General features: G+C 43.6%; 21 protein-coding genes and 1 pseudogene. 9 read left to right on the forward strand and 13 right to left on the reverse strand.

Annotation, left to right across the window (positions count from 1 at the left end; translation table 11 throughout):
- Positions 1-61: 61 nt before the first annotated feature.
- The 4 genes from MJ595_RS09460 to MJ595_RS09475 all read left to right on the forward strand — a co-directional run bounded on the left by MJ595_RS09460 (position 62) and on the right by MJ595_RS09475 (position 3,310).
- Positions 62-970, forward strand: coding sequence for a TIGR01212 family radical SAM protein (locus MJ595_RS09460; RefSeq protein ID WP_263322089.1), 909 nt, complete (start codon positions 62-64; stop codon positions 968-970).
- Between the two features lie 30 nt (positions 971-1,000).
- Entirely contained in the window at positions 1,001-1,567 is a 567-nt protein-coding gene (locus MJ595_RS09465) for a GNAT family N-acetyltransferase (RefSeq protein ID WP_263322090.1), read from the forward strand.
- Between the two features lie 167 nt (positions 1,568-1,734).
- A complete protein-coding gene (locus MJ595_RS09470; protein WP_263322091.1) occupies positions 1,735-2,097 on the forward strand; it encodes a hypothetical protein in 363 nt (120 codons plus the stop codon).
- A 53-nt stretch (positions 2,098-2,150) separates the two neighbouring features.
- Positions 2,151-3,310, forward strand: a protein-coding gene (locus MJ595_RS09475; RefSeq protein WP_263079868.1) for an IS3 family transposase whose coding sequence is annotated in 2 segments (ribosomal slippage) — positions 2,151-2,421 and positions 2,421-3,310 — 1,161 coding nt in all. Because the reading frame shifts where the segments join, the coding sequence is not laid out codon by codon here.
- Between the two features lie 607 nt (positions 3,311-3,917).
- On the opposite strand, the gene MJ595_RS09480 is transcribed toward MJ595_RS09475, so the two are convergent.
- From MJ595_RS09480 to MJ595_RS09490, 3 genes and pseudogenes are all read right to left on the reverse strand, one after another.
- A complete protein-coding gene (locus MJ595_RS09480; protein ID WP_263322092.1) occupies positions 3,918-4,454 on the reverse strand; it encodes a GNAT family N-acetyltransferase in 537 nt (178 codons plus the stop codon).
- Positions 4,451-4,723, reverse strand: a complete 273-nt coding sequence (locus tag MJ595_RS09485) for a DUF1778 domain-containing protein (protein WP_263322093.1) — start codon at positions 4,721-4,723, stop codon at positions 4,451-4,453. The genes MJ595_RS09480 and MJ595_RS09485 overlap by 4 nt, the downstream gene beginning before the upstream one ends.
- A gap of 167 nt (positions 4,724-4,890) precedes the next feature.
- Positions 4,891-5,109 (reverse strand): annotated as a pseudogene (locus MJ595_RS09490) (IS481 family transposase); the annotation flags it as partial.
- A gap of 269 nt (positions 5,110-5,378) precedes the next feature.
- Here MJ595_RS09490 and MJ595_RS09495 point away from each other — a divergent pair.
- Complete coding sequence (locus MJ595_RS09495; RefSeq protein ID WP_263079463.1) at positions 5,379-6,446, forward strand: IS4 family transposase; 1,068 nt, start codon at positions 5,379-5,381, stop codon at positions 6,444-6,446.
- Between the two features lie 4 nt (positions 6,447-6,450).
- On the opposite strand, the gene MJ595_RS09500 is transcribed toward MJ595_RS09495, so the two are convergent.
- The 3 genes from MJ595_RS09500 to MJ595_RS09510 form a co-directional block, all read right to left on the reverse strand.
- Positions 6,451-7,206: an FG-GAP-like repeat-containing protein gene (locus tag MJ595_RS09500; protein ID WP_263322094.1), complete on the reverse strand. Its 756-nt coding sequence runs from the start codon at positions 7,204-7,206 to the stop codon at positions 6,451-6,453.
- Positions 7,207-7,394: 188 nt separating this feature from the next.
- A complete protein-coding gene (locus tag MJ595_RS09505; protein WP_263078002.1) occupies positions 7,395-8,762 on the reverse strand; it encodes a transposase in 1,368 nt (455 codons plus the stop codon).
- A 101-nt stretch (positions 8,763-8,863) separates the two neighbouring features.
- Entirely contained in the window at positions 8,864-10,654 is a 1,791-nt protein-coding gene (locus MJ595_RS09510; RefSeq protein ID WP_263322095.1) for a hypothetical protein, read from the reverse strand.
- 309 nt (positions 10,655-10,963) lie between these two features.
- Here MJ595_RS09510 and MJ595_RS09515 point away from each other — a divergent pair, with 309 nt between their 5' ends.
- Complete coding sequence (locus MJ595_RS09515; protein WP_263078329.1) at positions 10,964-12,439, forward strand: hypothetical protein; 1,476 nt, start codon at positions 10,964-10,966, stop codon at positions 12,437-12,439.
- Positions 12,440-12,477: 38 nt separating this feature from the next.
- On the opposite strand, the gene MJ595_RS09520 is transcribed toward MJ595_RS09515, so the two are convergent.
- Positions 12,478-12,690, reverse strand: a complete 213-nt coding sequence (locus tag MJ595_RS09520; protein WP_263322096.1) for a hypothetical protein — start codon at positions 12,688-12,690, stop codon at positions 12,478-12,480.
- 78 nt (positions 12,691-12,768) lie between these two features.
- Here MJ595_RS09520 and MJ595_RS09525 point away from each other — a divergent pair, with 78 nt between their 5' ends.
- The gene (locus MJ595_RS09525; protein ID WP_263322097.1) at positions 12,769-13,071 is read left to right on the forward strand and encodes a hypothetical protein; all 303 of its coding nucleotides are present in this window, start codon (positions 12,769-12,771) and stop codon (positions 13,069-13,071) included.
- A 27-nt stretch (positions 13,072-13,098) separates the two neighbouring features.
- On the opposite strand, the gene MJ595_RS09530 is transcribed toward MJ595_RS09525, so the two are convergent.
- From MJ595_RS09530 to MJ595_RS09550, 5 genes are all read right to left on the reverse strand, one after another.
- The gene (locus MJ595_RS09530; protein WP_263322427.1) at positions 13,099-13,752 is read right to left on the reverse strand and encodes an IS630 family transposase; all 654 of its coding nucleotides are present in this window, start codon (positions 13,750-13,752) and stop codon (positions 13,099-13,101) included.
- Positions 13,674-14,147 carry a helix-turn-helix domain-containing protein gene (locus tag MJ595_RS09535; protein WP_263078037.1) on the reverse strand — a complete coding sequence of 158 codons (474 nt, stop codon included), beginning with the start codon at positions 14,145-14,147 and terminating at the stop codon, positions 13,674-13,676. The genes MJ595_RS09530 and MJ595_RS09535 overlap by 79 nt, the downstream gene beginning before the upstream one ends.
- Before the next feature lie 566 nt (positions 14,148-14,713).
- A complete protein-coding gene (sctV, locus tag MJ595_RS09540) occupies positions 14,714-16,798 on the reverse strand; it encodes a type III secretion system export apparatus subunit SctV (protein WP_263322098.1) in 2,085 nt (694 codons plus the stop codon).
- Between the two features lie 70 nt (positions 16,799-16,868).
- Positions 16,869-17,159: a tetratricopeptide repeat protein gene (locus MJ595_RS09545; RefSeq protein WP_263322099.1), complete on the reverse strand. Its 291-nt coding sequence runs from the start codon at positions 17,157-17,159 to the stop codon at positions 16,869-16,871.
- A gap of 12 nt (positions 17,160-17,171) precedes the next feature.
- On the reverse strand, positions 17,172-17,546 hold the full coding sequence (locus MJ595_RS09550) for a hypothetical protein (RefSeq protein ID WP_263322100.1): 375 nt from the start codon (positions 17,544-17,546) through the stop codon (positions 17,172-17,174).
- 171 nt (positions 17,547-17,717) lie between these two features.
- Here MJ595_RS09550 and sctC point away from each other — a divergent pair, with 171 nt between their 5' ends.
- A complete protein-coding gene (sctC, locus tag MJ595_RS09555; RefSeq protein WP_263322101.1) occupies positions 17,718-19,730 on the forward strand; it encodes a type III secretion system outer membrane ring subunit SctC in 2,013 nt (670 codons plus the stop codon).
- An 11-nt stretch (positions 19,731-19,741) separates the two neighbouring features.
- Complete coding sequence (gene glpD, locus MJ595_RS09560; protein ID WP_263322102.1) at positions 19,742-21,241, forward strand: glycerol-3-phosphate dehydrogenase; 1,500 nt, start codon at positions 19,742-19,744, stop codon at positions 21,239-21,241.
- A gap of 1 nt (position 21,242) precedes the next feature.
- On the opposite strand, the gene MJ595_RS09565 is transcribed toward glpD, so the two are convergent.
- Complete coding sequence (locus tag MJ595_RS09565) at positions 21,243-24,704, reverse strand: hypothetical protein (protein WP_263322103.1); 3,462 nt, start codon at positions 24,702-24,704, stop codon at positions 21,243-21,245.
- Between the last annotated feature and the right edge of the window lie 82 nt (positions 24,705-24,786).

Consider the following 24,786-nt stretch of genomic DNA (forward strand, 5'->3'; position numbering starts at 1 on the left):
GTATTGCAGGACAACCCCGTATAGGTTCTACTGGCAACAGTCGTTATGTTGAGTGATTTTTTTGAGCATTGTTGCTATGGATTTGACTCGCCATGTCAATACTTTTGGCCGCTATTTGCGGGAAAAGTATGGTGAAAAAGTACATAAAATCTCTGTCAATGCGGCATTTACCTGCCCTAACCGTGATGGAACCAAGGGTATTGGTGGATGCAGTTTTTGTAATAACGCATCCTTTAGTCCAGCCTCCACAAAAGCGGGTGATATTACCCAGCAAATCCAGGAAGCAAAAAAGACCGTTAGCGAAAGAACGGGGGCTAAAAAATTTATAGCCTATTTTCAATCCTACAGTAATACCTATGGAGAGCTGGATCAGCTTAAGGCCTATTATGATGAGGCACTGGCTGACCCGGCTGTTATTGGGTTGGCTGTAGGTACACGCCCCGACTGTGTTCCGGACCCGGTATTATCCCTGCTGGCAAGTTATCAGGATCAGGGCTATGAAGTCTGGCTAGAGCTTGGTCTTCAGTCCTGTTTTGATAATACCCTTGAACGGATTAACAGAGGCCATGGCTTTGGTGACTATGCTGATGCCGTGAATCGGGCAAGGGCATTGGGTCTGAAAATCTGTACCCATCTGATTATGGGACTTCCCGGTGAGAAACCCTCAGATACCTTAACCAGCTTTAAAAAGGTCATTGACCTGGGCATTGATGCCGCCAAGATTCACCCGCTGCATATTGTTAAAGGCACACAGCTGGCGCGGGAGTGGAAACAGGGGCAAGTAAAAGAACTGACTATGGAAGAGTACACCGATAACCTGGCCCGGATTATTAGAATGGCTCCTAAAGGACTTCTATTCCACCGTCTTACCGGTTCCGGAGAGCGCCAATATTTATTGTCGCCTGACTGGGTTATGAAAAAGTGGGATGTACTGGGAATGTTGTATAACAAGCTGGAAGCTCAGGCATAGAACCTGAGGCCCGGATATCAAGCCAACGGCGTGTTAGCCGATGACATACCTGATGGTAAAAGTCTGGGCGATATCATGCGTTTTGAGTTGGGGAATGGTTACTGCTTAAGAAGCTTCCTTTATGGGGATGCCCTCTCTATTGCTGAGCACGGAAATAATGTAGAAGTGGCCAGAACGCTCAGGGATAGCTTCCCCAACCCTTATACCATTGAACATGCGCGAGTGTGGATTCGGCATGTTAAAGAGCATGAGTCAGACACTCGATTTATCATCGCCTGTAATGATGAAGCCGTGGGTGAAATAGGCTTTGTTATACAGACGGATGTACATCGATACACCGCTGAAATTGGCTATTGGCTGTCTCAGGAACACTGGGGAAAAGGAGTGATGTCAAAGGCCGTTGAGACTATTGGTCATTATGCTTTTGAAAAGTTTGATGTTGTGCGGTTATTTGCAGATGTTGTTAAGCATAACTATGGGTCATGTAAGGTACTGGAACGCTGTGGCTATAACCTTGAAGGTGTATTCCGTAACAATATCTACAAGGATGGGCAATTTTATGACCATCTGGTTTATGCGCTGGTAAGGGATATCTAAAGGGATAGCCTCAAAGTACCTGCTTATTCACGTAGAAATCAGTAAGTTTCTGTTTAAATAACTCACTTATAATTCCTGCCTTTTAACTATTAATGATGGGTTATGCTTTCAGGGTAAAATCTGCCAGTTTCCTGCGTACGACTCTGAACATCTATTATCTGAACTCTATGCGCGTCACACGATTTCTAAAGCCATTTTCTGTGTTGATGATGGTCACCCTGGTTACCGGATGTAGCACGATCACACAGGATCAGCAGTTTGGTGATTTTGAAGGACAGCTCCAGCGCGGTGATATCTATCAGGCTTCCAGCTATGCTGTGGAGCACACAACGCCAGACCCTGATACCGGTAATGCAACTGATTTACTGTGGTCTCTGCAGGCAGGAGCTGTGTTGAGGACTCAGGGTAGTTATCAGTTAAGCAGTCAGTATTTTGATGATGCTGAAGCCTTAATTAAAGCAGAACACATAAAAAATAGCGCAAAAAAAGTGGCCGGAGAAACTGCCAGCTTTTTAGTGAAGTGGTTATAGTTTTCCGGACACACAAACAAGGGTAATCTTGAAACCCTACTAAGGTGTGAAGCATGTCGGAAAAGAAAGTAAAAAATTACACTGCTGAGTTCAAGGAATCTGCTGTGAAGCTGGCAGTTGAATCAGATAAGCCAGTGACTGAAACTGCTCAGGAGCTTGGGGTTAATGCGAATACCCTGCATACCTGGATAACAAAGTACCACCGCCATAAGGTGGCTAATCAGCCCAGGAAAAATGATGAGCATGTGTATGATGAAGTGAAACGTTTGCGTAAAGAGCTGAAAATACTCAAAGAGGAGCATGCTATTTTAAAAAAGGCGGCAGCCTTCTTTGCAAGAGAAAGTCTCTGAAATTTCAGTTCATTAAGGACAACCAGGAGCGCTTCAGTATTACTGCCATGTGTCGGGTTATGTCTGTATCGACCACAGGCTTTTATGACTGGTGCTCTCGTCCAGAATCGAACCGAAGTCAGGAAGACCGTGCATTGAAGGCAGATATCCGCGTGATACATGAAAAACACCGCCAGCGTTATGGTGAGCGCCGTATAAAAGACGATCTTGCTGATCAGGGTAAAAACGTTAGCCGTCAACGAATCAGTCGCCTAATGAAGGAGGAAGGCATTGTTTGCAAAACAAAGCGCAAGTTCAAGGCAACAACAGACTCCCGCCATAACAAGCCGGTGGCCGAGAATCTGCTGAACCGCAATTTCAAACGGGAGCAGCCCAATGAGGCTTACGCGGGAGACATTACCTATATTCGTACCCGGGAGGGCTGGCTGTACTTGTCCGTATTCATTGATTTGCATTCGAGGGCTGTGGTTGGCTGGTCTATGAGAGATCGCATGACGGCATCACTGGTCACTGACTCCCTTGTGATGGCTATGTGGAAGCGGAGGCCAACAGAAGGGCTGCTGGTACATAGTGACAGGGGCAGCCAGTATGTCTCGGAAAGCTATCAGAAATTGCTGAAAGAAAATGGCTTTATTTGCAGTATGAGCCGTAAGGGAAATTGCTGGGATAATGCGGTGGCAGAGAGCTTCTTCCATACGCTGAAAGCTGAGCTTGTTCACCATGAAGACTTCCAGACAAGGGAAGAGGCGAAGCAGGCAGTTTTTGAATACATTGAGGTCTATTATAACCGCCAGAGAAAACACTCTGGTAATGGCTACCTGGCACCTTTCAAATATGAACAGAAAATTGCCGAGGCAGCGTAAAAAAGTGTCCGGAAAACTCTTGCCAGATCAAGCATGTATGGATTGCTGAAGCAGGCAATCCCTGGTTTGATTCCACTTTTCTGGAGAGACTTTCAATACCATGGTCAAGCAGGCAAAAAGCGCTATATTACTGATTTTAACTTGACTGACAGGTCGTATTTATCGAGATAGAATGACATACTTTTTATACTAAAGCGCGCCCTTACACTGATCTATCAAACTACGGTTTTCTAAATGGGCGCGGTTTAGCAATCCTATAGAGCCAACTAGTAAAACTAATGACTTCGAGAAAAAATGATTTCGATACAGTAAACCCATACATTTAGAACATTGTGAAGTAATGGTTTTACTTGCAAAACAAGACTTAAAAAAAGCCATTGATGCACCACAGGTTGGGCATTTCTTTTTAATCATACAGGTCAAATCCTGTCGCGCCATTTATAAAGTTAGAGAGCAAGCGCGGAGGGTATCATATATGACACCTTCTGTGTCTGTACATGACACTTTCTATGCACCTTCTGCCTTCTTCACTACGAAAACACAGGGTTATAAATAGTCGCGGCAGGAGGGCGATACTCCCTGCGAACTATTTTGAAAATAGTCAAAATTAGTTTTTATCAAACAATTCTTTAACCGTTTTCATCGGTAAAAACAGGCGATCCCGCCCTTCGTGGTGAGTCAACAACTCAAACCCATATTGCTGATAAAAAGCGGCAACATCATTGTTTAAGCAGTCTACCACCACAGAGTGAGCTCGCATATGCTTGTTGATTTCGTAGAGGTGTTCTAATGCCTTGATCAAAGTGATCTTACCTAACCCCTTTCCTTTAAACTCCTGATGTACCGCTAATTGAGCAATAAGAAATACTGGAACTGGATAGCTCGGCAACTTTTTAGCCAGATTTTCAGGTAACGTTTCCCTGGAAACTGAGCTGGGGGTAATGGTGTAAAAAGCACAGATCGAGCGTTTACCATCAGGGAAAGGGTAGTTGGCAGGCAATACCATTGTACGACTAATGCCTGCATGCATATGTTTTAACGCTCTGGTTTGAATAAATACATCAAGTTCGTTCTCACCACAGCAAAAGCCAGCTCTGTCATGCAGTGATTTATCCAGCTCTACAAATTGGTTTGACCAGCTCATTCAAAGCCCTGCTCTTTAGTATGCTTCAATGCCTCCAGCAGTTTTTTGTTAGGTTTGGACGCCTTATCGCAGGCTGACATAAACTGATCAAATCGGTCCCCCTCAAGCACCAGTGTTTCATGCTCCGCAATCACACGGGTGGCATCTTCATTCATCAATTGAACCACATACTCAGTGAGGCTTTTTAGCCCCAGTAGAGCCGATGCCTTTTCTGCTTTTGCCTTTATTTCTTCACTCAGCCGAAGATCCAGTCTTGTTGTTGCCATCATTTGCCTCCAGAATACACCTTTTTTGTACGGAAATAATCTGTACAATTATCTTAGTACTCTTTCAGACAATGTCAAACCGTATGGAAAAATGGCGGAGAACTATAACCACTTCATTTCTTTTTAATCATGTAGGTCAAATCCTGTCGTGCCATTTATAAGTGTGTGATTCATAGACATCGTTTCAACTTTCTAAGCTCTAGGTTCACTTTGTAAACAGGATGCTGAATGCGCTCCAGTGCAGGTTCGTATTCAGCTTGAACTTCTTCTGTATATGGCGTTTTATCTATAAGCTCAGATAGTCTATCCATTGGCGTTTTTCAGTAATGGGCGTTATGAGGCTGCTGCTAGTTGTAATAGTGTTGCCACTCAGCTAGCAGATCATCCAAGACGCTGCTGTACTTCTCTGTTCATAACACCGAATAATAGTGAAATGATGTCTATGAATCACACAGTTTAATGGTTGCTGCGGGTGCTCTGGTATTACCTCAGGCTCTCCTATCTGAAGGTAGGAGAGCCGTCACTCCTTTTGTCTAAGTCATTACCCTGTGTACGGGACAAAAATCAGGAAAGCTAGAAAAACCAAGGGGTATGAGCTGACGCCCATGTAGAGTAACCTGTATGGTCTCTAACCTCCGTACAGTTACCGTAGTCGTACATGGAAGACGTCAGCTCATTAGCCCAAGAGCTTAAAGCTCATCTCCCCTGGCATCAAGCCCGGATTATATTTCTTGCCCAGTTCATACTTGCTCTCATAAGGGCACGCTCCTGCAACCTTTGCCGTGTGGCAGAAGAGTTCCAGAGCAAAGCGCTGGAAGACTCCAGCTATCGGCGCATAAAACGATTTTTTTCAGGCTACACATATTGCTATGAGCAGCTCGGACGGTTGATTTTACATTGGCTGAGTCTCACCACCTACACACTCTGCATGGATAGAACTAACTGGAAATTTGGCTCTCATCACGTCAACTATCTGGTGGTTTCAATTGCCTGGCAGGGTGCTGCCATTCCTATCGCCTGGGTATGTCTGGATAAGTCAGGCGGCAACTCTAATACCGCCGAGCGCATAGCCATCATGAAGAGAGTGCTGGCGTTGATCCCGGCAGACAAGATTGATGAACTGCTCGCCGACCGGGAGTTTGTTGGCCGTGATTGGTTTAAGTGGCTGGATGAGCAAGGCATTATCTGTCGGCTTCGAATAAAGGAAGACACTCCTGTTCTTGGTAGCTGTGGTAAAGACATTAATGCCAAACAACTATTCAGGAATGTAAAACTCAATCAGACAGAAACTTGGTTCACCAAGCGTAAAGTATCTGGTGTCTGTTTATATATCGCTGCCAGACGCACGATAAAAGGTCTTTTGATTGTAGTGGCAACGAAGAAACCTGAAACTATGATCGAAGACTATTATAAGCGCTGGTCTATTGAGACTCTGTTTGGCTGCCTTAAAAGCAGGGGATTTGACCTTGAATCGACTCATATGACTGAGCTTGACCGTATGGATAAGCTGATGGGGGTTCTTGCACTGGCATTTGCCTGGTGTCTGATAGCAGGGCATTGGAAATACGGGGAAGCGGAAGGGCTGCCTCTCAATAAGCACTGGCGACCAGCCAAAAGCCTGTTCCGACTGGGGTTGGATATGCTCCGAAGAGTTTTGAAGAATGGATGTTCAAAAAGTGATCAGATTGATTTTCAGATTTTACTTAAAGTTTTGTCCCGTACATAGGTCATTACCACTGTCTGACTTCTTGATCATTGCCTGATAGTGGGTTGTACCTATCACCGGACAACACATGCACAGTACCTTCGTTATTATTATCAGCAGAACCTATATCTTCAAAGGGACTTCCAATAACCAGCTCTGATGCACCATCACCGTCAAAATCACCTGTAGTTAGGCTATACCCAAACCTATCATCCGTTTCTAAGCTTCCAGTGATAGCGCTAAGTTTTTGGCTAAATGTTTTACTATTTTGGGTGCTTAGCCCACCGGACCCACCAAAGAATACATCAACTTTGCCGGCATCATTTTTACCATCAATATCTTCAAAAGGAGACCCCACCGCTAAATCAAGATATCCATCGTTGTTGAGGTCTCCAAGAGCCAGGGCATAACCAAATCGGTCGTCTTTTTCTGCACGTCCATCAACACCAGGTTTATCCTGATGTAGTTCAAGAGCCCCATTATTACTTATTCCATAATGGGCGCCCCAGGCAATAAAGACGTTGCCGTCGTTGTTATTGCCTCCAGACCCTAAATCTTCATAGGGAATACCAATAACTACATCGTCATAACCATCATTATCTATGTCACCCACCGCCAGAGAATGACCAAATCTATCATTTTTCTCTGCACTACCAGGGAATATACTTGAGTCTCCATGGAGTACTCTATAGCCTGAAGTACTCAGCCCTGAGTTGGCTTTTCCGTATAGGATAACGACCATACCCTCATTATTACCAGAGCCCAGGTCTTCATATGGCACCCCAATGACCAGATCACCGATATTATCACCGTTTATACAGCTATTCCCGCATGATGAACGTCGATGATCGTTGGTATTGACAATAAGGCAGCAAAAATAATGAAGCCGATCAAAACTGAGCCGCCAATTAACAAAGCGGAGCTTTAAAGAAAAAATGTCACCCCTGAACGTAGCTACGATATGGCCGGTTATGATGTATCGAATGGAATCACCCTTTTCTCTTCAATACCATGAGTTACTGTGTAAAAAAGCCCCTCCCACGTTTTTATCAGCCAATGCAAAAAATAGCCCTGTATCCATTTCCATAATGCTATACGGACTCCTTTTGAGCGGGTTCTTAAAGCTTCCTGAAACTGGGGACAGCACAGTTCCTGTATTTGATCTACGAGAAAAGCAAGCATCGTCAGATAGGCCAGATTTGTGGCTAAGTGCTTCTCACCGTGACCGTAGTTATGTTCGAGATCGTAGCCTTGATTTTTCAGGGTGTTAAACGTCTGGTTCTCAATATGCCATCGGCAGCGCCCTCCTTTCATGACGGGTTCTATGGTTTCTTCGTTAAGCGGAATATCAGTCACCCAGCACCAGATATGCTGTTTACCTTTTTTATCGGTTTCGACAAAATCAAGCACATTAACCTGTTCTGCATATTTTGCCTTGTTCAGCCTGACGTCATTGGCATAGCGAAACCACCACTTAATTCCAGTCTCTTCATTAACTTTTTCAGCACGGTGAACTTTTCCTTCTTTATCCAGCTCATCCATCGCTTCAACCAGCGAGGCATGGTTGCCATCTTTCGCGACAATGATGTAATGCCAGCCATAACTCTTAATCAGTTGGACAGTGGGGTTGTCAGCATAAAGACTGTCCAGAAGAATAACGAACTTTAGACGTGGGTGATGCTCTCGTATGGTGGCAAACAACCGTTTAATGGCATTTTTTTCACAGTCATTTTTGGTCGAACCGTCCTGGCAAACTATGGCTTCCGGTGCCAATGGCAAGACTGTTTTTTGATCCGGGTGAGCAATGCATGCTGCCATTAACTGGTGGTAGTGAGCTTCGTTGGCCTTTCCCTTATTTTTAGTACAGCACTCCTGACAAGGTTTTTTATTATTGCAGGAGTAAAATAGCCCAGTTCCATCGATCGGGAGCAAGTAGTGATTTTTCAAGTTCCCGCAGTGAAATTCGAATGCCTTCAGTAATCCGCCCCTTTGGACGTTAGACAGCAATGTCTTAAAAGGCTTTTTGAACTCTACGGGATCTATTGGATCCAGGATTTCCCGCATACTGGTATCACAGGGAGCACGTTTTTTTATCTGATACAGGTGCTCAAGGTTATGCCTTACTTCTTGCTCTGTTTTATCACGCTCAAACGAGAGGAGCGATGGGTACTTGAGATGCATCATGGCAAAAGCGGACATGGAGGCATCATGTATTGTTATTTTTCTGGAATCCTTGTTTGGTCGGACATCTGGAATTTGCTCATAACTTTCAGAAATCGTAGTAATTAAACTGTTTGCACAAAGATGCTTACGACTTTTTTGGAATGGATAAGCCATGAGAGACAGCCATTGATAAAGTATCCCTATCAAAAGTAGACGTTATTTTGTGCGAAATCACTCCATTTGGAATTTACTGTAAGCCTTGCTGTTGCAGTGATTTAATTGATGTCACGGGAATAGCTGCCGTTTATATCTCCAGCAGCGAGCCTGAAACCAAATTGATCCTGTTTTTCTAAACTGATCCCGTTTAAACCAGAGGTATTTTGATGGAAATATTTATTAGTACCCCTATTACTGTATAAACCATTAGGGTGTCCGTTCATTACCCATACGATCCCTGCATTATCTTTTCCACTCAAATCTTCTTTTGGTGCACCAATTGCCAGATCATCAAAGCCATCATTATTAAAATCAGCACTTGCAAGGGAATACCCAAAGTGATCATCTTTTTCATTTTGCCCGCTTTTTAGCGCATCCTGATTAAAGATATCTACGTTATTTGACTTTAAACCTTCTAGGCCTCCATAAAGGATAACCACAGCACCAGCATCATCTTTGCCGTTGACGTCTTCTTTGGCAGCGCCAACAGCTAAATCAGAGTACCCGTCATTGTTAAAATCGCCAACCGCGAAAGCGCTAGCAAATTGATCTCCATTCTCCGCCGTTATATTGCCTACAATAACGTCCTGATGAAACCCCTTTGCCCCTAAGCGATGAAGTCCTTTTGCTGGTACCGTTACACCATTTGAGCCATAGATGATACTTAAACTACCAGCATCATCATGCCCGTTAATGTCCTCTGTTGAGTACCCAACAATTAAATCATCAACACCGTCTCCGTTAAAATCACCGGAAGCCAGAGTTCTACCAAATGAATCGTCTTTTTCAGCCTTGCCGGGAACACGAACATCTCCATTGTTCACATTAAAATCCAGATACATTCTCGTTTGGGATGCATCAACGTAATCAAATATCACAATGTTTGATTTGTAGTTGTTATAGTACTGCTCATTTATCCAACCAACAGACTGTTTCCGTACAGATTGCTCATTATACTCACGAAGTGTGGTTGGATCGCCAGTTATAGAATTGCAGTAAATGCCAAATGTGAACCCACAGACAAGAGCGCTGGCAACATCTTCTAGAACACCATTTTTTATAGTCTCATCGTTTGGTGTCACTATATGTTGCTCAATAAAAAGTTTCTCGCCTCGATCCTTTGCGTTCTTGTGCAAATTAGTCAAGAAAGGTTTTATTTTTTTTGGGTCTTGATAATCTGACTCGCTGTATGATTCATTCATAGGATACCAACCATCAGTATCCCAGACTATACCACCACAGGAAGATGGTGGAGATTCTCCAGAAACCAAAATAATACGCTTTCCGCTGTTCAGAAGGTTTGAAAAGCTTAAATCAGATTTACGTGTTTCAGGCACGAAATGGCTTTTAAAGTTAGCATCATTACAGAATTTATCAAAAAATTTAGTCATTGTGTTACTGGGAGCTGAATCAGTCTCCTGGATTCGCACAATGACGACTTCTTCTGTATTTTTATTTGTGAAATCAAACACGTCCTGAAATAAAGTACTTATTTCATCAAATATGACTCCATGTGAGAAGTGAATCTGGTTTCCCACCGACTCTAGCCGGAAGTCTAAAAATCGTATACCACTATCTAACTGTTGTCGGATGGTCTTACTTTGTGTTTCAGACCAATTTTGTATAAAATCTATTGGATATGGTTTGCCTTTGAATTTTGCCGCTTTATCCTTATGTGGACTGACATCAAATGCACCAGAGTCATGAGAGCCAGGTATAACAATTTCACTTAACTTTACGGTGCTGTCCTTACCGTACAGATCCTCCATCCAGGTTTCCGTGTTGTATGATGCGTATCCATTTATTGATAGCAAAAACGCTAAGAAAACGATGATTTTGCGTAGTAACATAAATTTTCATGTCCAATTATTTTTATTTTATCCATTAGCTGCTTTAGCAGCAGCTTGATTTTATTCACTCACTGTAGTTATTTGCAAATAAAACCGGCTTTTCCTGAAGAAATTGAGACCGCTTCAAAGGTAAAACCGGCAACCAGATAGATCATCACCTAGCTTTAGGGGAAGGGTGTGTGCATTAAGCACCGACATAACTCTAGGGTGAAAGTCTCAAATTGACCGAGCTTCTTCAGCTTGCCAACCGGGGAAAGTAGTAGGCAGCTATTTTTTCAATGCTTAAACAGAAGGCAGCCAATCACAGGTATGATGTTGATAGCACACAACACCTTGCCAGTGAGAGGCCGCCCCATGGAAGTATGTCAGCTACGGACTGAAGCCGCCACCATTTCTTGTGATGCGATTCAACGGTTAGGCCACCAATTGCAGGCTCTGCGAGAGTCTGGCAATCCTATCAGGCACTTTGAAGAGTTTGAGCAGACCGTTAATGCTCTCTTTAATCAAGCTCAGCAAGATTTTTTAGCAGAGGCGCTGGCTGAGCTTGATATTGATACCCCAGCTATTGAGGTCAGCGGGATCACTTATAAGCAGGTGTTGCGCAGTTATAAAACCTACCAGACAGCGGTTGGTTCAGTCCGGGTTATGCGAACACTTTACCGTAACGGCAAAGAGCCGTGTATCGTGCCCATGGAGTTGAAAGCCGGGATCGTGGAAGGCTTCTGGACGCCTCGGGCTGCAAAGCAAGCTGCCTGGGTTGTTGCTCAAATGTCTCCCGGTGAAGCAAAAAGCCTCCTTGATCTCATGGGAGGTATGTCTCCCTCAGAAAGCAGTCTTGCTCGTTTCCCCAGGCAATTTAATACTCAGTGGGAACAGCACCGTGAGCCTTTTGAAGAGATGCTTATTGAGAAACTTAACGTGCCCACCAATGCGGTCACAGTAGCCGCCTCCCTGGATGGCGTTATGCTGCCCATGAAAGATGGCAAACGAGTAGAAAAGCGAGCCAGGAGCGCTTCTGAAGGCAAACGGACTCAAGGGCCAACAGGTTGCAAGGAGGCCAGTTGCGGAACTTTGTCGTTTTACGATCAACAGGGGGAGCGTTTATCAACAGTCCGCATAGGACGAATGCCAGAAACTAAAAAACTCACACTCAAGCAGTCTTTGTCAGCACTATTGCAAGAAGCGTTGCGACAAAAGCCACAGCTGTCACTGGTCAAAGTCGCTGATGGCGCCAAGGACAACTGGTCATACCTTTCCCGGGAACTACCAGCGGGTGTTGAGGTTATTGATTACTACCACGCAGCCGATCACCTGAAGAAAGCATTTGACCAGGCTTATGGAGAAAACAGCATCAAGTCCAAAGAAAAGTTTGTCACTTACCGACACGTCCTCAAAGAGGAACTTGATGGGGTTGAGCGCATTATTAAAGCCCTGGCTTATCAGCATAAAAAGCATCCGCGCCGCTCAAAATTAAAGACCGAGCTGGAGTATTTCAGAAAAAATCGCCAGCGTATGCGCTATGCTGAACACTTGTCGAATAACCTTCCGATCGGCTCTGGTGTGGTAGAGGCAGCCTGTAAAACCTTGGTTACCCAGCGGATGAAGTGCTCAGGTATGCGCTGGAGAAATCCGGGTGGTCAGGGCATATTGACGCTTCGGTCATTAGTTCAGAGCCACTGGTTTGAAAATGGCTGGAAGTTATTTGCTGCAACTTATTGCGAGAAAGTCACCAAGGCTGCTACAAGCAATGTCATACCATTCCCTGAGAAAGGTGGCAGTGTTTAGTTGTGGTCAATATGAGACTTTCACCCTAACTCTACCGGCTAAACCAGGGGAAATAGCCTTCTCACCATGGACAAGGGAACTAAGTTTATCTGTGTTACTAACAAATGCACAAAGGCATGACACCTTCTTCCTTGCTGGCCTTTGGCATCGGTCAGCTCAATAAGCTGACCCAGTACATCACAGGTGATATCAGTGGGGGCTGATTTCTTGGTATCCGCTGCGTACTGGAGGGTACGGGGGGAATCGCCCAAATTGTACCCCTAAATTTCTCCCGGGGTGTGGTTTGTTAGCTACTTTATATAAAGTTTTTATATTATGAGAAAAGCCCCATGAATCGTTTATTTTTTATTATTCTTGTAGGATTATCACATCATGCAAATGCAGCGTATTTCAAATACTATATGACTAAATCTGATGAAGTTATCAAAGTTATCTATTCGGAAGATCTTTTTGATAATAAAAGCTCAAGATCATTTAGAATTAAATGTAGCAATGTTAAATACCTGAGATTTCTTTATAAAGAAAGCCCAAGTGATGATACATATACAGAAGTTGATCCATCATGGATGATTTTTTCTGAAGAATGGAACCAGATAATAATCCCTGAATCACACAAAACCAAACCTATATAAGTAGTGTATAGATTGCTTTCGAATAATTTAACCATCCAGTCGGACAGTATTAGAAAATGAGATCATATACTCCTCTCCAAATGAAAAAAGCACCCGTTCAACTTCTTTTTCAAATTCCGCAAAGCTCTTGATTGACAAGAGGTTGAGCCATTCATACTTTATTTTCCTCCACAGGATTTCAATCAGGTTGAGCTCAGGTGAATATGTTGGCAGAAAGCAGACCAGCAATTTCTTTTCAATCATCCAGTCATCAATTCTGGCACAAAACTTTTTGCTGGTGTGAATGCTGGCATTATCCACCATAACTACCGTGTAACGATCATTTGAGCTGTATTTTTCATCTGCCATTTTCTCTGCAAAGTCATCAAAGGCCGCAATCACCGTATCGCTATTCACTGAACCCACAACAGGATAATGAAATAGCTCACAGCTTCGGTTCATAAACCCCAGTACGTTGATGCGTTTACTTTTGACTGATGGTATTCTGAGCTGCTTTCCTTTTTCCTGCCAACCGTATGGCACACAAGGTTCCTGGGTAAAGCCGGACTCATCAAAATAAAATAAATTGATTAACCCTTTGCTCTCGGCTTCCTGGGCATCTTTCAGAGCAGTTTTACAGTCATGGAATTGCTCTTCGTCCCGTTTATGTTTGCATGATTTACGGAGTCTTTTGTAAACCAGCCCTGCTTTTTTACAATGTTTGCCAGAGTAATTTTTGATGAAGATTTACCGGTTTCATCCTCGATCTTGGATTTGACATACGATAAGCGACGAGGCTCTTCAGCCACTAATTCTTTTATGCGTTGCACTTCGGATTCGTCATATATGCACGGCCTACCGCCACCATGCCCCTTGTACAAGGCACGAATACCATATTCTTCCCAATCATCAATCCACTGAGAAGCAGTTTGATATCTAATTTCAAGTATTTCGGCAATTTGCTCAAGGGTAAAGCCACGATTGCTCAATAAAAGGCTATGGGCTCTTTCCCTTATACATCTCAGAGGTCCGTAGTGTTTGGCGAATTTCAAAGTTAATAAAACAGCTTCATCAGTGATTGTAGTGACGTACTTCATAGGGAGAGGGATTTAAAGACCAGTACTCTCTTTATAATAGAGTAAATGTATCATTCAATAGCTATCTGATCGTTAGATCAAGAAGTAGATTTCTCGTACTGGCCGAACATCCAGTTTATTTGAAACCAAACTATGACCTACTTAGGGAGAGGGATTTAAAGACCAGTACTCTCTTTATAATAGAGTAAATGTATCATTCAATAGCTATCTGATCGTTAGATCAAGAAGTAGATTTCTCGTACTGGCCGAACATCCAGTTTATTTGAAACCAAACTATGACCTACTTATATTCAATTCAAAGGGGATAGTTCATCACGGAAGCATGTTCCAAGCGAGAGAAGACCTATTGTTTTTGAAATTGAAAAGCCTGAATAGCCATGCCATTAATTATACTGGCTTATACCTACTTTACACCCTGTGTTGCAGGGTAATTGCATCAATTCAGAACAACTGAGTCAAACAGCATTTTTAGGTGCCGATGATCCCGTCCTGCCAGTGTTGGTGCAACTATCTGCAAGTGGCAGCGACACAATTTTCGTAACTTTTGATAATGTGCATGCCTTTATTTAGAGAGAAATCCTACCCAAAGGCTGAACCGTAATCTCTTCCGTCAGTTCCTGGTGGGATAACACCGACAAGTCATAGACTTCCAGCTCAATCAGCTTTCTCACATAACGGCGGATATCCATGGAGGTGATGAGGACGGGCTTATGCTCCAGATGCCCAATTTTGCCTACGGTATTTTTTACAGTTTCCACAAAACGTGCAGATGTTTGCGGGTCGAGAGCCAGATAGCTGCCTGCTGATGTTTGTCTGATGCCTCCCCGAATGGTGTCTTCTACGTCCTGGTCTAACAGGTAAACCGGCAGCATATTTTTGCCATTGGAGTATTTGTAGCTGATAAAACGCTTCAACGAGGATCTGACATACTCAGTGAGTTGCACAACTTCTTTTTCTTTGTGTCCCCACACCACCAGGGACTGAAGGATTGAGCGAAGATTCCGGATGGATATATCTTCCGATACCAGTCGTTGAAAAATTTCGGTGATTTTATTAATGGGCAGGAGTCGCTGGACTTCTTTAATAAGTTCCCCAAAGCTGCCTTCCATCTTTTCTACGAGGTAACGGGTTTCCTGAATGCCTATAAATTCTTCGGCATATTTTTTCAGAACATGGGCCAGGTGGAATGTTAGAATCTTTGATGCATCCATATGATTGACATTATTTTTTTCCAGCTTGTCCCTGTAGTTTTCACTGACCCAGACAGTATCCAGACTGGGCAGGAATTCTTCTTCCTGCTCATAGGGAATCTTTAGCATTTCCAGGTGATCAGGGGTTTCACGGGCAAACAGGTAATCCGTTTTAAAGTAGCCACTGGCAACCGGTACTTCCTGAAGAAGAATGGAATAGGTATTGTCGGTCATGGAATCATTGAACCGAAGGTGAATGCCGGGAAAAGGAACGCCCAGATCCATATACAGTGCTTTCCTTACTTTGAGTAATTCCGTATTCAGGGTATTAGTATTCAGGGTGTGTTGAATGGATGTGGGTACATCAATAATTAATGGCAGTGTCTGGGTAAATTCCTCCTGCTGGTCCAGCCGGGATTTGGCTTCACTTGGCGTTTCTGTGGCTGCCGCCATGGCTGGAATGCCACCCTGCTCTTCGGCAATACGGGCATTGGATGTTTTTTTCATTAACAGGTAGCCACCGCCGCCAATAAATAGCGCCAGGGACAAAAAGGTAATGGTGGGAAAACCCGGTATCAGGGCGAAGCCCAGTAGCAGGAATCCGCCCACTACCAGAGCTTTAGGCTTGTCTGTTAATTGGCTGCCGATTTCATTACCCAGGTCTTTGGCTTCTTCGTTGGAAACCCGGGTAACGATGATGCCTGAAGTGATGGATATCAAGAGCGCAGGAATCTGGGAAATCAGGCCATCACCCACTGTCAGTATGGCATAGAGCTGAAGGGCTTCCCCGGCAGCCATGCCATTACCTGAACCAATGGCAACCCCGGCGGTAATATTAACAAAGATGATAATAAGGCCAGCGATGGCATCCCCTTTTACGAACTTCATGGCACCGTCCATGGAACCATACATCTGGGACTCTTTCTGCACCAGCTCCCTGCGTTTCTGAGCCTCTTCCATCTCGATAGCGCCTGAGCGGAGATCAGCATCAATACTCATTTGCTTGCCTGGCATACCATCAAGTGAGAAGCGGGCACTCACTTCTGCCACACGCTCGGAACCCTTGGTAATAACCAGGAACTGGACAATGGTGATGATCAGGAAGATAACAATACCAACGATCAGGTTACCACCCACCACAAAGTTACCGAAGGTATAGACAATCTGACCGGCATCGGCCTGTAGTAGAATCAGTCGAGTAGTGGTAATGGAAAGCGCGAGGCGGAACAGGGTGGTCACCAGCAATACCGCGGGAAAGGATGAAAACTCCAATGGCGACCTCAGGTAAATAGAAGTCATCAATAGAATGGTTGAAATCCCCATATTGAGCGCTATCAGCAAATCCACCAACGGGGTGGGCATGGGGAGGATAATCAGGCCGATGATGGCGACCAGAAGGACGGCAAGCACCAGGTCATTGCGCTGACCCAGCTTATTTAGCCCCGAGAGCATAGGGTTCATAGTTTATGGTCGCTTTTGCTGGGGCTGTTGTGTGGGCCAGCCGGGAGTCAGCAGACAACTCGGTTTGGCTTTAAAGGGCGGCAGACTTTTTCTTCTTGAGAAGGGCGCGCCCCTTGATCCACTTTATAGCCCGGGTATCTGTTCCAGGTTTCACACACTGCATGAAACTATCGGCAGACTTGATGGATTCTTCAGGCCTGTTTGCTTTCAGGTAGGCATAGCTGAGCATGCGATGAACATCAGGTTCGTTGGGATCAAGTTTGCGAACAGCCTCAAGCAAGGCAATGGCCTTTTTGGGCTGAAGGTACTCAAGGTAATAAGCAGCCTGAGCGAGCAGCCATTGCTTTAGTGGCTTGTCCATTAAGGTGATCCTTTATGCGGCATGGAGTACATTTCTGCTCATATAGAGTGCTTCCTGTAACTCCTTGGATTCTTTTAATACAGAAAGGGCCTGCTGAATCTCGGGGCCTTCATCCACATATTGCTGGAGTACATTGAGGGCCATATGGGTCATCATATTATGCTCATCAGGGGAAATAGCCTGATTATGGCCCGGAAAACTAAGGGCAAAGCGCATTTCTTTATGTTCAAAGGTTTTGCCAAAATCCAGGGCTCGCCAGATATAGGCAATAACATTTTCACCTGATGGCTTGAAATCGGATTTATTTTTAGGGAAGTCCTGATCAATATGATCTTTTTGGGCTGTTGATATCCCTGAAAGACCATGGGTAAATGAGATGGCATCCATGAAACAGACCTGCTTATTTTTTCGATTTATTGGTGAATCTATCGGCTGTCTGGCTTTCCTCTGTAGCTAATGGAGGCAGAAGGCTGGTTACTATGGCGATGATTTGATATAAAAAAAGATATTGTAATAGATAAGCTGTTTTGACAGACAAAAGCATGGAGGCTGCGTCTGATGCCAATTAAGGGAACAGCGTCTTCTGCCCTTCGCTTTATACTAGCGTTTTCTTTTGTTCTTGATGCTTATGCCGGTGTTGACTGGACCCCCCTTGATTCCCAGGCGTGTATTCACTGGGTCAGGCCAGGGGAGAGCCTGGATGTTATTGCCCAGGGCTACGGTGCCAATGTTCAGGAACTGATGCACCTTAACCAGCTTGGGGAGTCTGAGCAGCTTTTAGTAGGACAGGGCATTCAGCTTCCACCACACCTTGATTACTGCTCGCCGTCAATGTCCGATGCCGAGATTCAAGTGGAGCCTCCCGTTGATTATAACTATGTGCAGGAAATTCTGGATGAGGGACTGGGTGATAATGCCAGCAGTAATCCTGTCTCTGAAAGCTATGAAAAACTGGACTATGTCTGTGGTACTGATATTGCCCAGATGAGTGTCATGAATCGTCCAAGCCCGGGAAGCAATAAAGGGGATAAAATAAAAAAATCCCCGGCAGAATCAGCATTTGGGGATCGGCCCTATGCTTACTATGGAAGTAGTGAGAGCCTGGCTGATGTGCTGGAAAATTTTTCTGCCAGTTATTATGTGCCTCTTGTACTTGCTGAAAACGTCGATGGTGAGGTTAATGGTAAAATTGGGCCATTGACTCCTGTTGATTTTCTGGAGCATATGTCAAATATCTATGGTTTTATCTGGTATTTTGATGGCCATACACTCTATGTCTACAATGCCAATGCTTCCCAACAGCAAATTCTTAGCTTGAGCTATATGAATGCCAAGGACCTCAAACACACGCTGGAAAAGGTGGGAGTATGGGATGACCGGTTTTTCTGGAAGGCTCAGCCAGAGGAAGGGTTAGTCTTTATTTCAGGGCCACCCCGTTTTGTGGAACTGGTCAGCCGGACGGCAGAGTTACTGGATGCTAAAGAAGGGATGCGGCAGAAAAGCAAGCTCACCGTTTGTACCTTTAAGTTGAAATACGCCTGGGCTACCGATAAGAGCTTTAATTTCAGGGGGGATCAGGTCACTGTTCCCGGCGTTGCTACGCTTTTGCAGAATATAATTAATGGGGGTGGTGTTGCCAGGGTTTCCAAAAAAGAGACAACGATCCCCCCTATAGAACCGGCAGCCCGGGTATCAAGATCCCTGAAGGATAAAGAGCAGGAAGTACCTGCCAAGGACAGAGGAAAGAAACAGCTTAATGAAGGAACTGAGGCTGAAACGGTATTTATTAATGCTGATCCCCGCCTGAATGCGGTGATTGTCCATGACCTGGAAAGTAAGATGGCCATGTATGGGAAACTTGTCAAGGCACTTGATAAGCCTACGGCCCAAATAGAGATCAGCGTTTCTATTATTGATGTCAGTACCTCAAAGCTCGATGCCCTGGGGGTTGATTACAATAATATAAGGGCCAATGAATTGGGTGAATTTAAGTTTGATCCAAACTTTGCTGATAATGAAAGACCTGCGTTTACGACGATTCTATCAGCGCGGTTTAACAGTTTTACTGCAAATATCCAGTTGCTGGCCAAAGAAGGGGATGCAAGGATTTTATCCCGGCCCTCTATCTTAACCCTGGATAACCTTGAGGCGGTGCTTGATAGTAGCAATACCCGGTATGTAAAAGTAGAAGCGAATCAGGATGCTCAGCTATTTCCCGTGACATCGGGTATTGTTGTTCAGGTGACGCCTAGAATCGTGACGGAGCAAGATAGCCGGAAAATTCATATGAGCATCAATATAGAGGATGGTTCAGATAATACATTACCCACTGATTCTGCTCCCAGAATCAGTAATAGCTCAATTAATACCCAGGCGGTGGTGCATGAAAGTGAAAGTCTGCTAATTGGCGGTTTCTATAAAGAGAATGACTCTAACTCAAGCACTAAAATTCCTGTATTAGGTGATCTTCCTGTTTTGGGATCACTATTTAGAACGGATACGGAAACGAAAAGCAAGGTTGTTAGGATGTTCTTGATTACGCCAAGGATTGTAGAGCTCAAGAGAACCTAGAGGACATCGGTGTGGGTAACTCTGGCAACCCGATTTTTGATCTGTTTGTTATTGGTGGCGGGATTAATGGTGTTGGCATTGCCAATGATGCTGCTGGCAGGGGACTAAAGGTTGGTCTGTGTGACAAGGGTGATCTTGGCGGAGCCACCTCATCAGCCTCCAGTAAGTTGATTCATGGGGGCTTAAGGTATCTGGAGCATTTCGATTTTCGTCTGGTTAAAGAGGCGTTGGCGGAACGGGAAGTTATGCTGAAAAAAGCCCCGCATATTGCTACCCCTATGCGCTTTTGTCTTCCCCACAGACCACAACTGAGACCCGCCTGGTTAATTAGAACAGGCCTGTTTATCTATGATCACTTGAGCCGTCGTACAACCTTACCGAGTTGTAAAATGGTTGATTTTAGTCAGGTATCCCCGCTGAATCCTGCTTTTAAAAAGGGGTTTGAATATTCTGATGTCTGGATTGATGATGCCCGGCTGGTGGTGTTAAATGCCATGCAATTAAAACAGCTGGGTGGAGATGTCAGAACCTACACAGAGGTTCTTGATGCCAGCAGGAGGGAAGGACACTGGCATATCCACTGGCGTGATCTTAAATCAGGTGCGGAGGAAACAGTACGATCCAGGGTCCTGGTTAATGCTGCCGGTCCCTGGGTTCAACAGGTGCTGGAAAGCACAGTGGGAATAGCGGGACAGAAAACTGTTTGTCTGGTAAAAGGCAGCCATATTGTGGTTCCAGCTATGCACAATGAACGTCGTGCTTTTATTCTGCAATGTGATGATGGCCGTATTGTTTTTGTGTTGCCCTATCTGAATGAATTCTCATTAGTGGGTACCACCGATGTGGAGTTTTCAGGAGATCCTTCGGAAGCAAGCTGTTCTAGTGAAGAAGTCAATTATCTTTGTGGTATTGTTAATCGCCATTTTAATCGGCAAATTTCACCAAATGATGTTATCTGGAGTTATTCCGGGGTTCGGTCATTGTGTCAGGATGATGCCAAAGCACCGCAGGCTATTACCAGAGACTATGCTATTGAGATGAATGATCAGGATGGTAAAGCCCCTCTTGTGTCGATTTTTGGTGGTAAGCTGACCACCTACAGAAAACTGGGAGAGGCTGTTGTTGATGAACTGGCTTCGTACTTCCCCGGGACAGGGCCTTGCTGGACTAAAACCAGTGTTCTGCCCGGAGGGGAGGGTGTCCTGTCGCCAGCTACTTATACTTCTGAACTTCTGAAAGAATATCCATGGCTGACTAAAGAGCAAGCCCTCAGATATAGCTCAAGCTATGGTTCGCTTGCTCACTGCTTTTTAACAAAGGCGTCTTCTTTTTCTGATCTTGGTGAGCACTTTGGAGCAGGGCTTACTAGTAAAGAAGTTGATTATTTGATAGAGAGTGAATGGGCCTGTAGTGTTGAAGATATACTTTGGCGGCGAAGTAAGCTGGGGCTGGGTAATGTTGAGGTGCAATCGCTAGGGCGCTATTTGGAATCAAGACTCCCCGTTTTGTAAATTACCATGCTGAAGCTTCTGATCGGAGGTGGTCGTCTTTGCGTGTTTTCATCTGTTGGAGCATCTTTACCAGTGAATCTTTGACGTTTTCCGGAAGCTGCATTTTTTGTGAATCGCCGGGTTTTGATGGTTCCGGGAGTGTCGATGGAATCCTGGGCATACATAAGGTTAGTGCCAGGCAGAGGCTTTCTATGCTGGTATCCTCTGAGATATCGGTAGCCCCGAGCTCTTTGGCCTTTAATGTTACTACTGTTTCATGAGCGGGGGTGGTAAAGCCAGATTTACGGCCGTAGATGCCAATAAGCTTCATGAGCGCCTTATTTTTCTGTAGTGCAGCTTCTATTTTTTTATCCCGACCATGCAGCCAGCGTTCTATATCACTAACGCGCTCAAGGGCTTTTACCGTGAAATCTATATATGACTGACAGACCGGGTTTGATATACTTAAGTGGAGATCTTCCATTTGTCTGTGAAATTTATCAGCAGTATTTTGCAGGGTTTTAAATAAAATGTTTAACTTGTCTTTATTCATCTGTAATTCGTCTAGTGTCTTATTTGCATAATTGACATAAGCATGTCGTTTTTCAAAAGTGGGTGGTGTGATGCCAGATTCATGGAGTACCCGAATATTTTTATCAATGGATAATGGGGGTTCTATTTTGGTTAAAATGGTTTCTACAGTTTCTAGTTCTATTTCTTCCATGAATTTTTCAAAGTGCTCCATGGGTTTTTTATAGTCCATAAGCCTTCTGGCTGTTTTTCTTAAAATGTCAGAATGCATGGAAATTTTTTCACAATAGGTGATGAATAGTAAATGATTGTACTCGGATGTTAGTACGTTTTCGCATGCTGATTCTAGGCATTCCTCGGTTTTAACGATATCTCCATGGAAAAAATAAAATGCTGCCTGTGTCATTTGGGCTTCCCATAATGATAAAGGTGCTATTTTTTCTGAATATGTTCTACCTGTTGTCTGGCTATAGGTTACTTCCTCGGGTTTGGGTATCATAGATAAAGCTGATTTGACACATGCTTTTCTATTTCTTTGCATTTTTTCTGCTTTTTTGATCTTTTTTTCTCTTTCTTTATCATCTGCTTGCACTAAAGCTAGAATGGCTAGCTCCTGTTTTTTTATGGCTGAATCGTAGAGCTTTTTATATTTAAGTTGATACTCTTCCATGTTCTGAATAGCTGTTTTAGCCCGCTGGCAGTTTGTCAATGAATCGTCATCCATACACCTTTTATTTGCCTCAGTTTCTATGTATTTATTTATGTGTGTTTTTGATATATTTATGAATCTATTGATCTGATCAAAACAATCTTGATGCGCTGTGTTTAGATCTATTTCATCTATTTTATGGACTGTTGAATGTAAATCCCTTGTAGCTTGAACTACTAAATGTAAATATCTGTTCGCTATCAATGGGTCTTTTAATAATTGATCCCAGCCTATTTTATTGACTGATTTTGCTATATTGCATAGATTGTTAATATACTTTAAATTTAAGGATAATGTGTTTATCAGAGCATTTATCGGTAGGGTATCAGTTTGTGTGTCAGGTAAGCCTTCGGCTGAAGTTAGCATATGAGTACTAATGGTAAATGCTATTGTTGATGAATTTAATTGTTCTTTTATGGATTCCTCCATCTGCGCTTCTTTAGATGTCCAGGTTTTATCAGAATCGAATAGTGGCATCAAAGAAATCCAGAAATCTGTTATGAATTCAGACATTTTATATATTATAAACACTGTCTGTCCCTCTTCTTCACATTCTTCCAAACTAAATTCGTGTATTAAATCAGCGGGAAATTTTGGAAGTTCGTTTGAACCCCAAGATATAAATAGGTTATTAAAAACCTCACCTGATACATAGGCTATTAATAATAGTAGACTGGATTGGCTGGTAAATCGCCTTGTTTTTAGAGGTATATCACTGGAAAAAAGTGTTTTATTTTTAACTATTGATGGCAGTATTTGAATTAATTTGAAGGCTAAATCTTCTGTAGAAATATGCTTATCCATATAATTATTAAAATGAATAAAGAAAAATGAATAGGTAAAATCAAATGCTTGTACACATAAATCAGGAACTACTTCTTCTCTAAGCCTTCTTAGACTTGGTAACCGTCTGGCACTTTTTAGAATGTCATTAATCTTCTGATTATATTCCATAATAGATTGATGGTTTGCAAATTTTTCCTTAATGATTCTTTTCTCCAGCTCGAATACGTCTGAAGCATCCTCCCCTAACTGGTCCACAGCCGTGATGTCCTTCTGAGGCCAGGCTCTGCTATAGATGGCTTTAATGATTTCTTGGCGTGCTGAGGTGCGCATATCTTTTACAGCTGAACCGCCCTGCCTGATTGTTTTTCTATGAGTTCCTGGTGGCTTACGTTTGGCTTTGTCATGCCTGGGGACCTGTCGGGCAGGTACGCCTTCTCTCAATTTTTTTATTAATTGTTCCCGCAGTTTTTGGTTCTCTGTGAGAATGGCTAATAAGCGAGGTAAATTAACAGGAAATCTTGGGTAACGAGTAAACCATGATTTCGGAGTTTCCCCCCCTCCGGCTGGCAGATTGACGGAAAAATTCTCAGGCAGTGCTTTCTCCATGTTTATTTGATGTAGATCGTTATACAGCTGGTGAAGTTCTTCATAGGTATAAGTGTGTTTCAGGCCTTGACGGTCAATAACTGAATAAACTTTTTCACCATTCCTATTGGTATAGCTTGTCACTATTGTATGGACACCGGCATGTCGGGCTAAAAATGCTAATAAATAATCGGAACTGTCATCAGTAGCTGGTTCCAGATAGTTTGTTGATAGCTGAGTTTGCTGTAAGTGATTATTGGTATCCTTCCAGCATAGGGCGATAGGCTCCTGATCAGAGCTGGTCATGACTGCATTTTCATTATCCCATTGCCTGGATGCTTTTGCGGTTGTGAATAGTGAGTAATCCTTTCCGGGAAAAAGTAATACGGAGGTATCGGTGGCTTCCCAGTTAACGGTTATCGGGGGGCGGGTGGTGTCAGAGTCTTGCTTTTTTACAAAGGGGGGAATGGCCGTATAGAAAGACCGTGAGTGATCTACTTCTTGATGAATGCAAGGCTTGTGCAGGAGTATTATATATTTATTATAAAACGATAGTCTTTTATTTTTGGGCGGTGTTGTAACAGGGATTATTTGCTGATGGTGTAATAACCCTGTATCTGGATCAAACCAGGCTATTACTGTATTTTTTTTCGGGGATATTTTTATGGTTTGACTGGGAATTTTTAAAATCAATTGAGTGGAGAGGTTTCTTGCCGTGTAAAAGGAGGCAGAAAGCGCTTTAGCCTGGTGCTCTGTAATGGTTGTAAATAGCGGGAGAGGAGTATCTGTTCTAGCCGCACTCTGTTGCAGGACGGAGTGGTTCAGGACCACCCAAAAAATGAGTTTTGTTGTCTTTCTTTTATGCCAGACCATATTATCTTTCAGGGGAGAAGACTCTGATTAGGGTCAACAAATGAAATATCGCTCATATAGGTTAGCAGAAATCTTTTAAGTA

This window comes from Endozoicomonas sp. Mp262, from assembly GCF_025643335.1.
Taxonomy (GTDB): domain Bacteria; phylum Pseudomonadota; class Gammaproteobacteria; order Pseudomonadales; family Endozoicomonadaceae; genus Endonucleibacter.

What these genes read in the sequence shown, in the direction of transcription:
- MJ595_RS09470 (WP_263322091.1), top strand. Translation starts at nt 1,735, where the DNA reads ATGCGCGTCACACGATTTCTAAAGCCATTTTCTGTGTTGATGATGGTC.
- MJ595_RS09480 (WP_263322092.1), bottom strand. Translation starts at nt 4,454, where the DNA reads ATGAGCTGGTCAAACCAATTTGTAGAGCTGGATAAATCACTGCATGAC.
- MJ595_RS09485 (WP_263322093.1), bottom strand. Translation starts at nt 4,723, where the DNA reads ATGATGGCAACAACAAGACTGGATCTTCGGCTGAGTGAAGAAATAAAG.
- MJ595_RS09495 (WP_263079463.1), top strand. Translation starts at nt 5,379, where the DNA reads ATGGAAGACGTCAGCTCATTAGCCCAAGAGCTTAAAGCTCATCTCCCC.
- MJ595_RS09505 (WP_263078002.1), bottom strand. Translation starts at nt 8,762, where the DNA reads ATGGCTTATCCATTCCAAAAAAGTCGTAAGCATCTTTGTGCAAACAGT.
- MJ595_RS09510 (WP_263322095.1), bottom strand. Translation starts at nt 10,654, where the DNA reads ATGTTACTACGCAAAATCATCGTTTTCTTAGCGTTTTTGCTATCAATA.
- MJ595_RS09515 (WP_263078329.1), top strand. Translation starts at nt 10,964, where the DNA reads ATGATGTTGATAGCACACAACACCTTGCCAGTGAGAGGCCGCCCCATG.
- MJ595_RS09525 (WP_263322097.1), top strand. Translation starts at nt 12,769, where the DNA reads ATGAATCGTTTATTTTTTATTATTCTTGTAGGATTATCACATCATGCA.
- MJ595_RS09535 (WP_263078037.1), bottom strand. Translation starts at nt 14,147, where the DNA reads ATGAAGTACGTCACTACAATCACTGATGAAGCTGTTTTATTAACTTTG.
- sctV (WP_263322098.1), bottom strand. Translation starts at nt 16,798, where the DNA reads ATGAACCCTATGCTCTCGGGGCTAAATAAGCTGGGTCAGCGCAATGAC.
- MJ595_RS09545 (WP_263322099.1), bottom strand. Translation starts at nt 17,159, where the DNA reads ATGGACAAGCCACTAAAGCAATGGCTGCTCGCTCAGGCTGCTTATTAC.
- MJ595_RS09550 (WP_263322100.1), bottom strand. Translation starts at nt 17,546, where the DNA reads ATGGATGCCATCTCATTTACCCATGGTCTTTCAGGGATATCAACAGCC.
- sctC (WP_263322101.1), top strand. Translation starts at nt 17,718, where the DNA reads ATGCCAATTAAGGGAACAGCGTCTTCTGCCCTTCGCTTTATACTAGCG.
- MJ595_RS09565 (WP_263322103.1), bottom strand. Translation starts at nt 24,704, where the DNA reads ATGGTCTGGCATAAAAGAAAGACAACAAAACTCATTTTTTGGGTGGTC.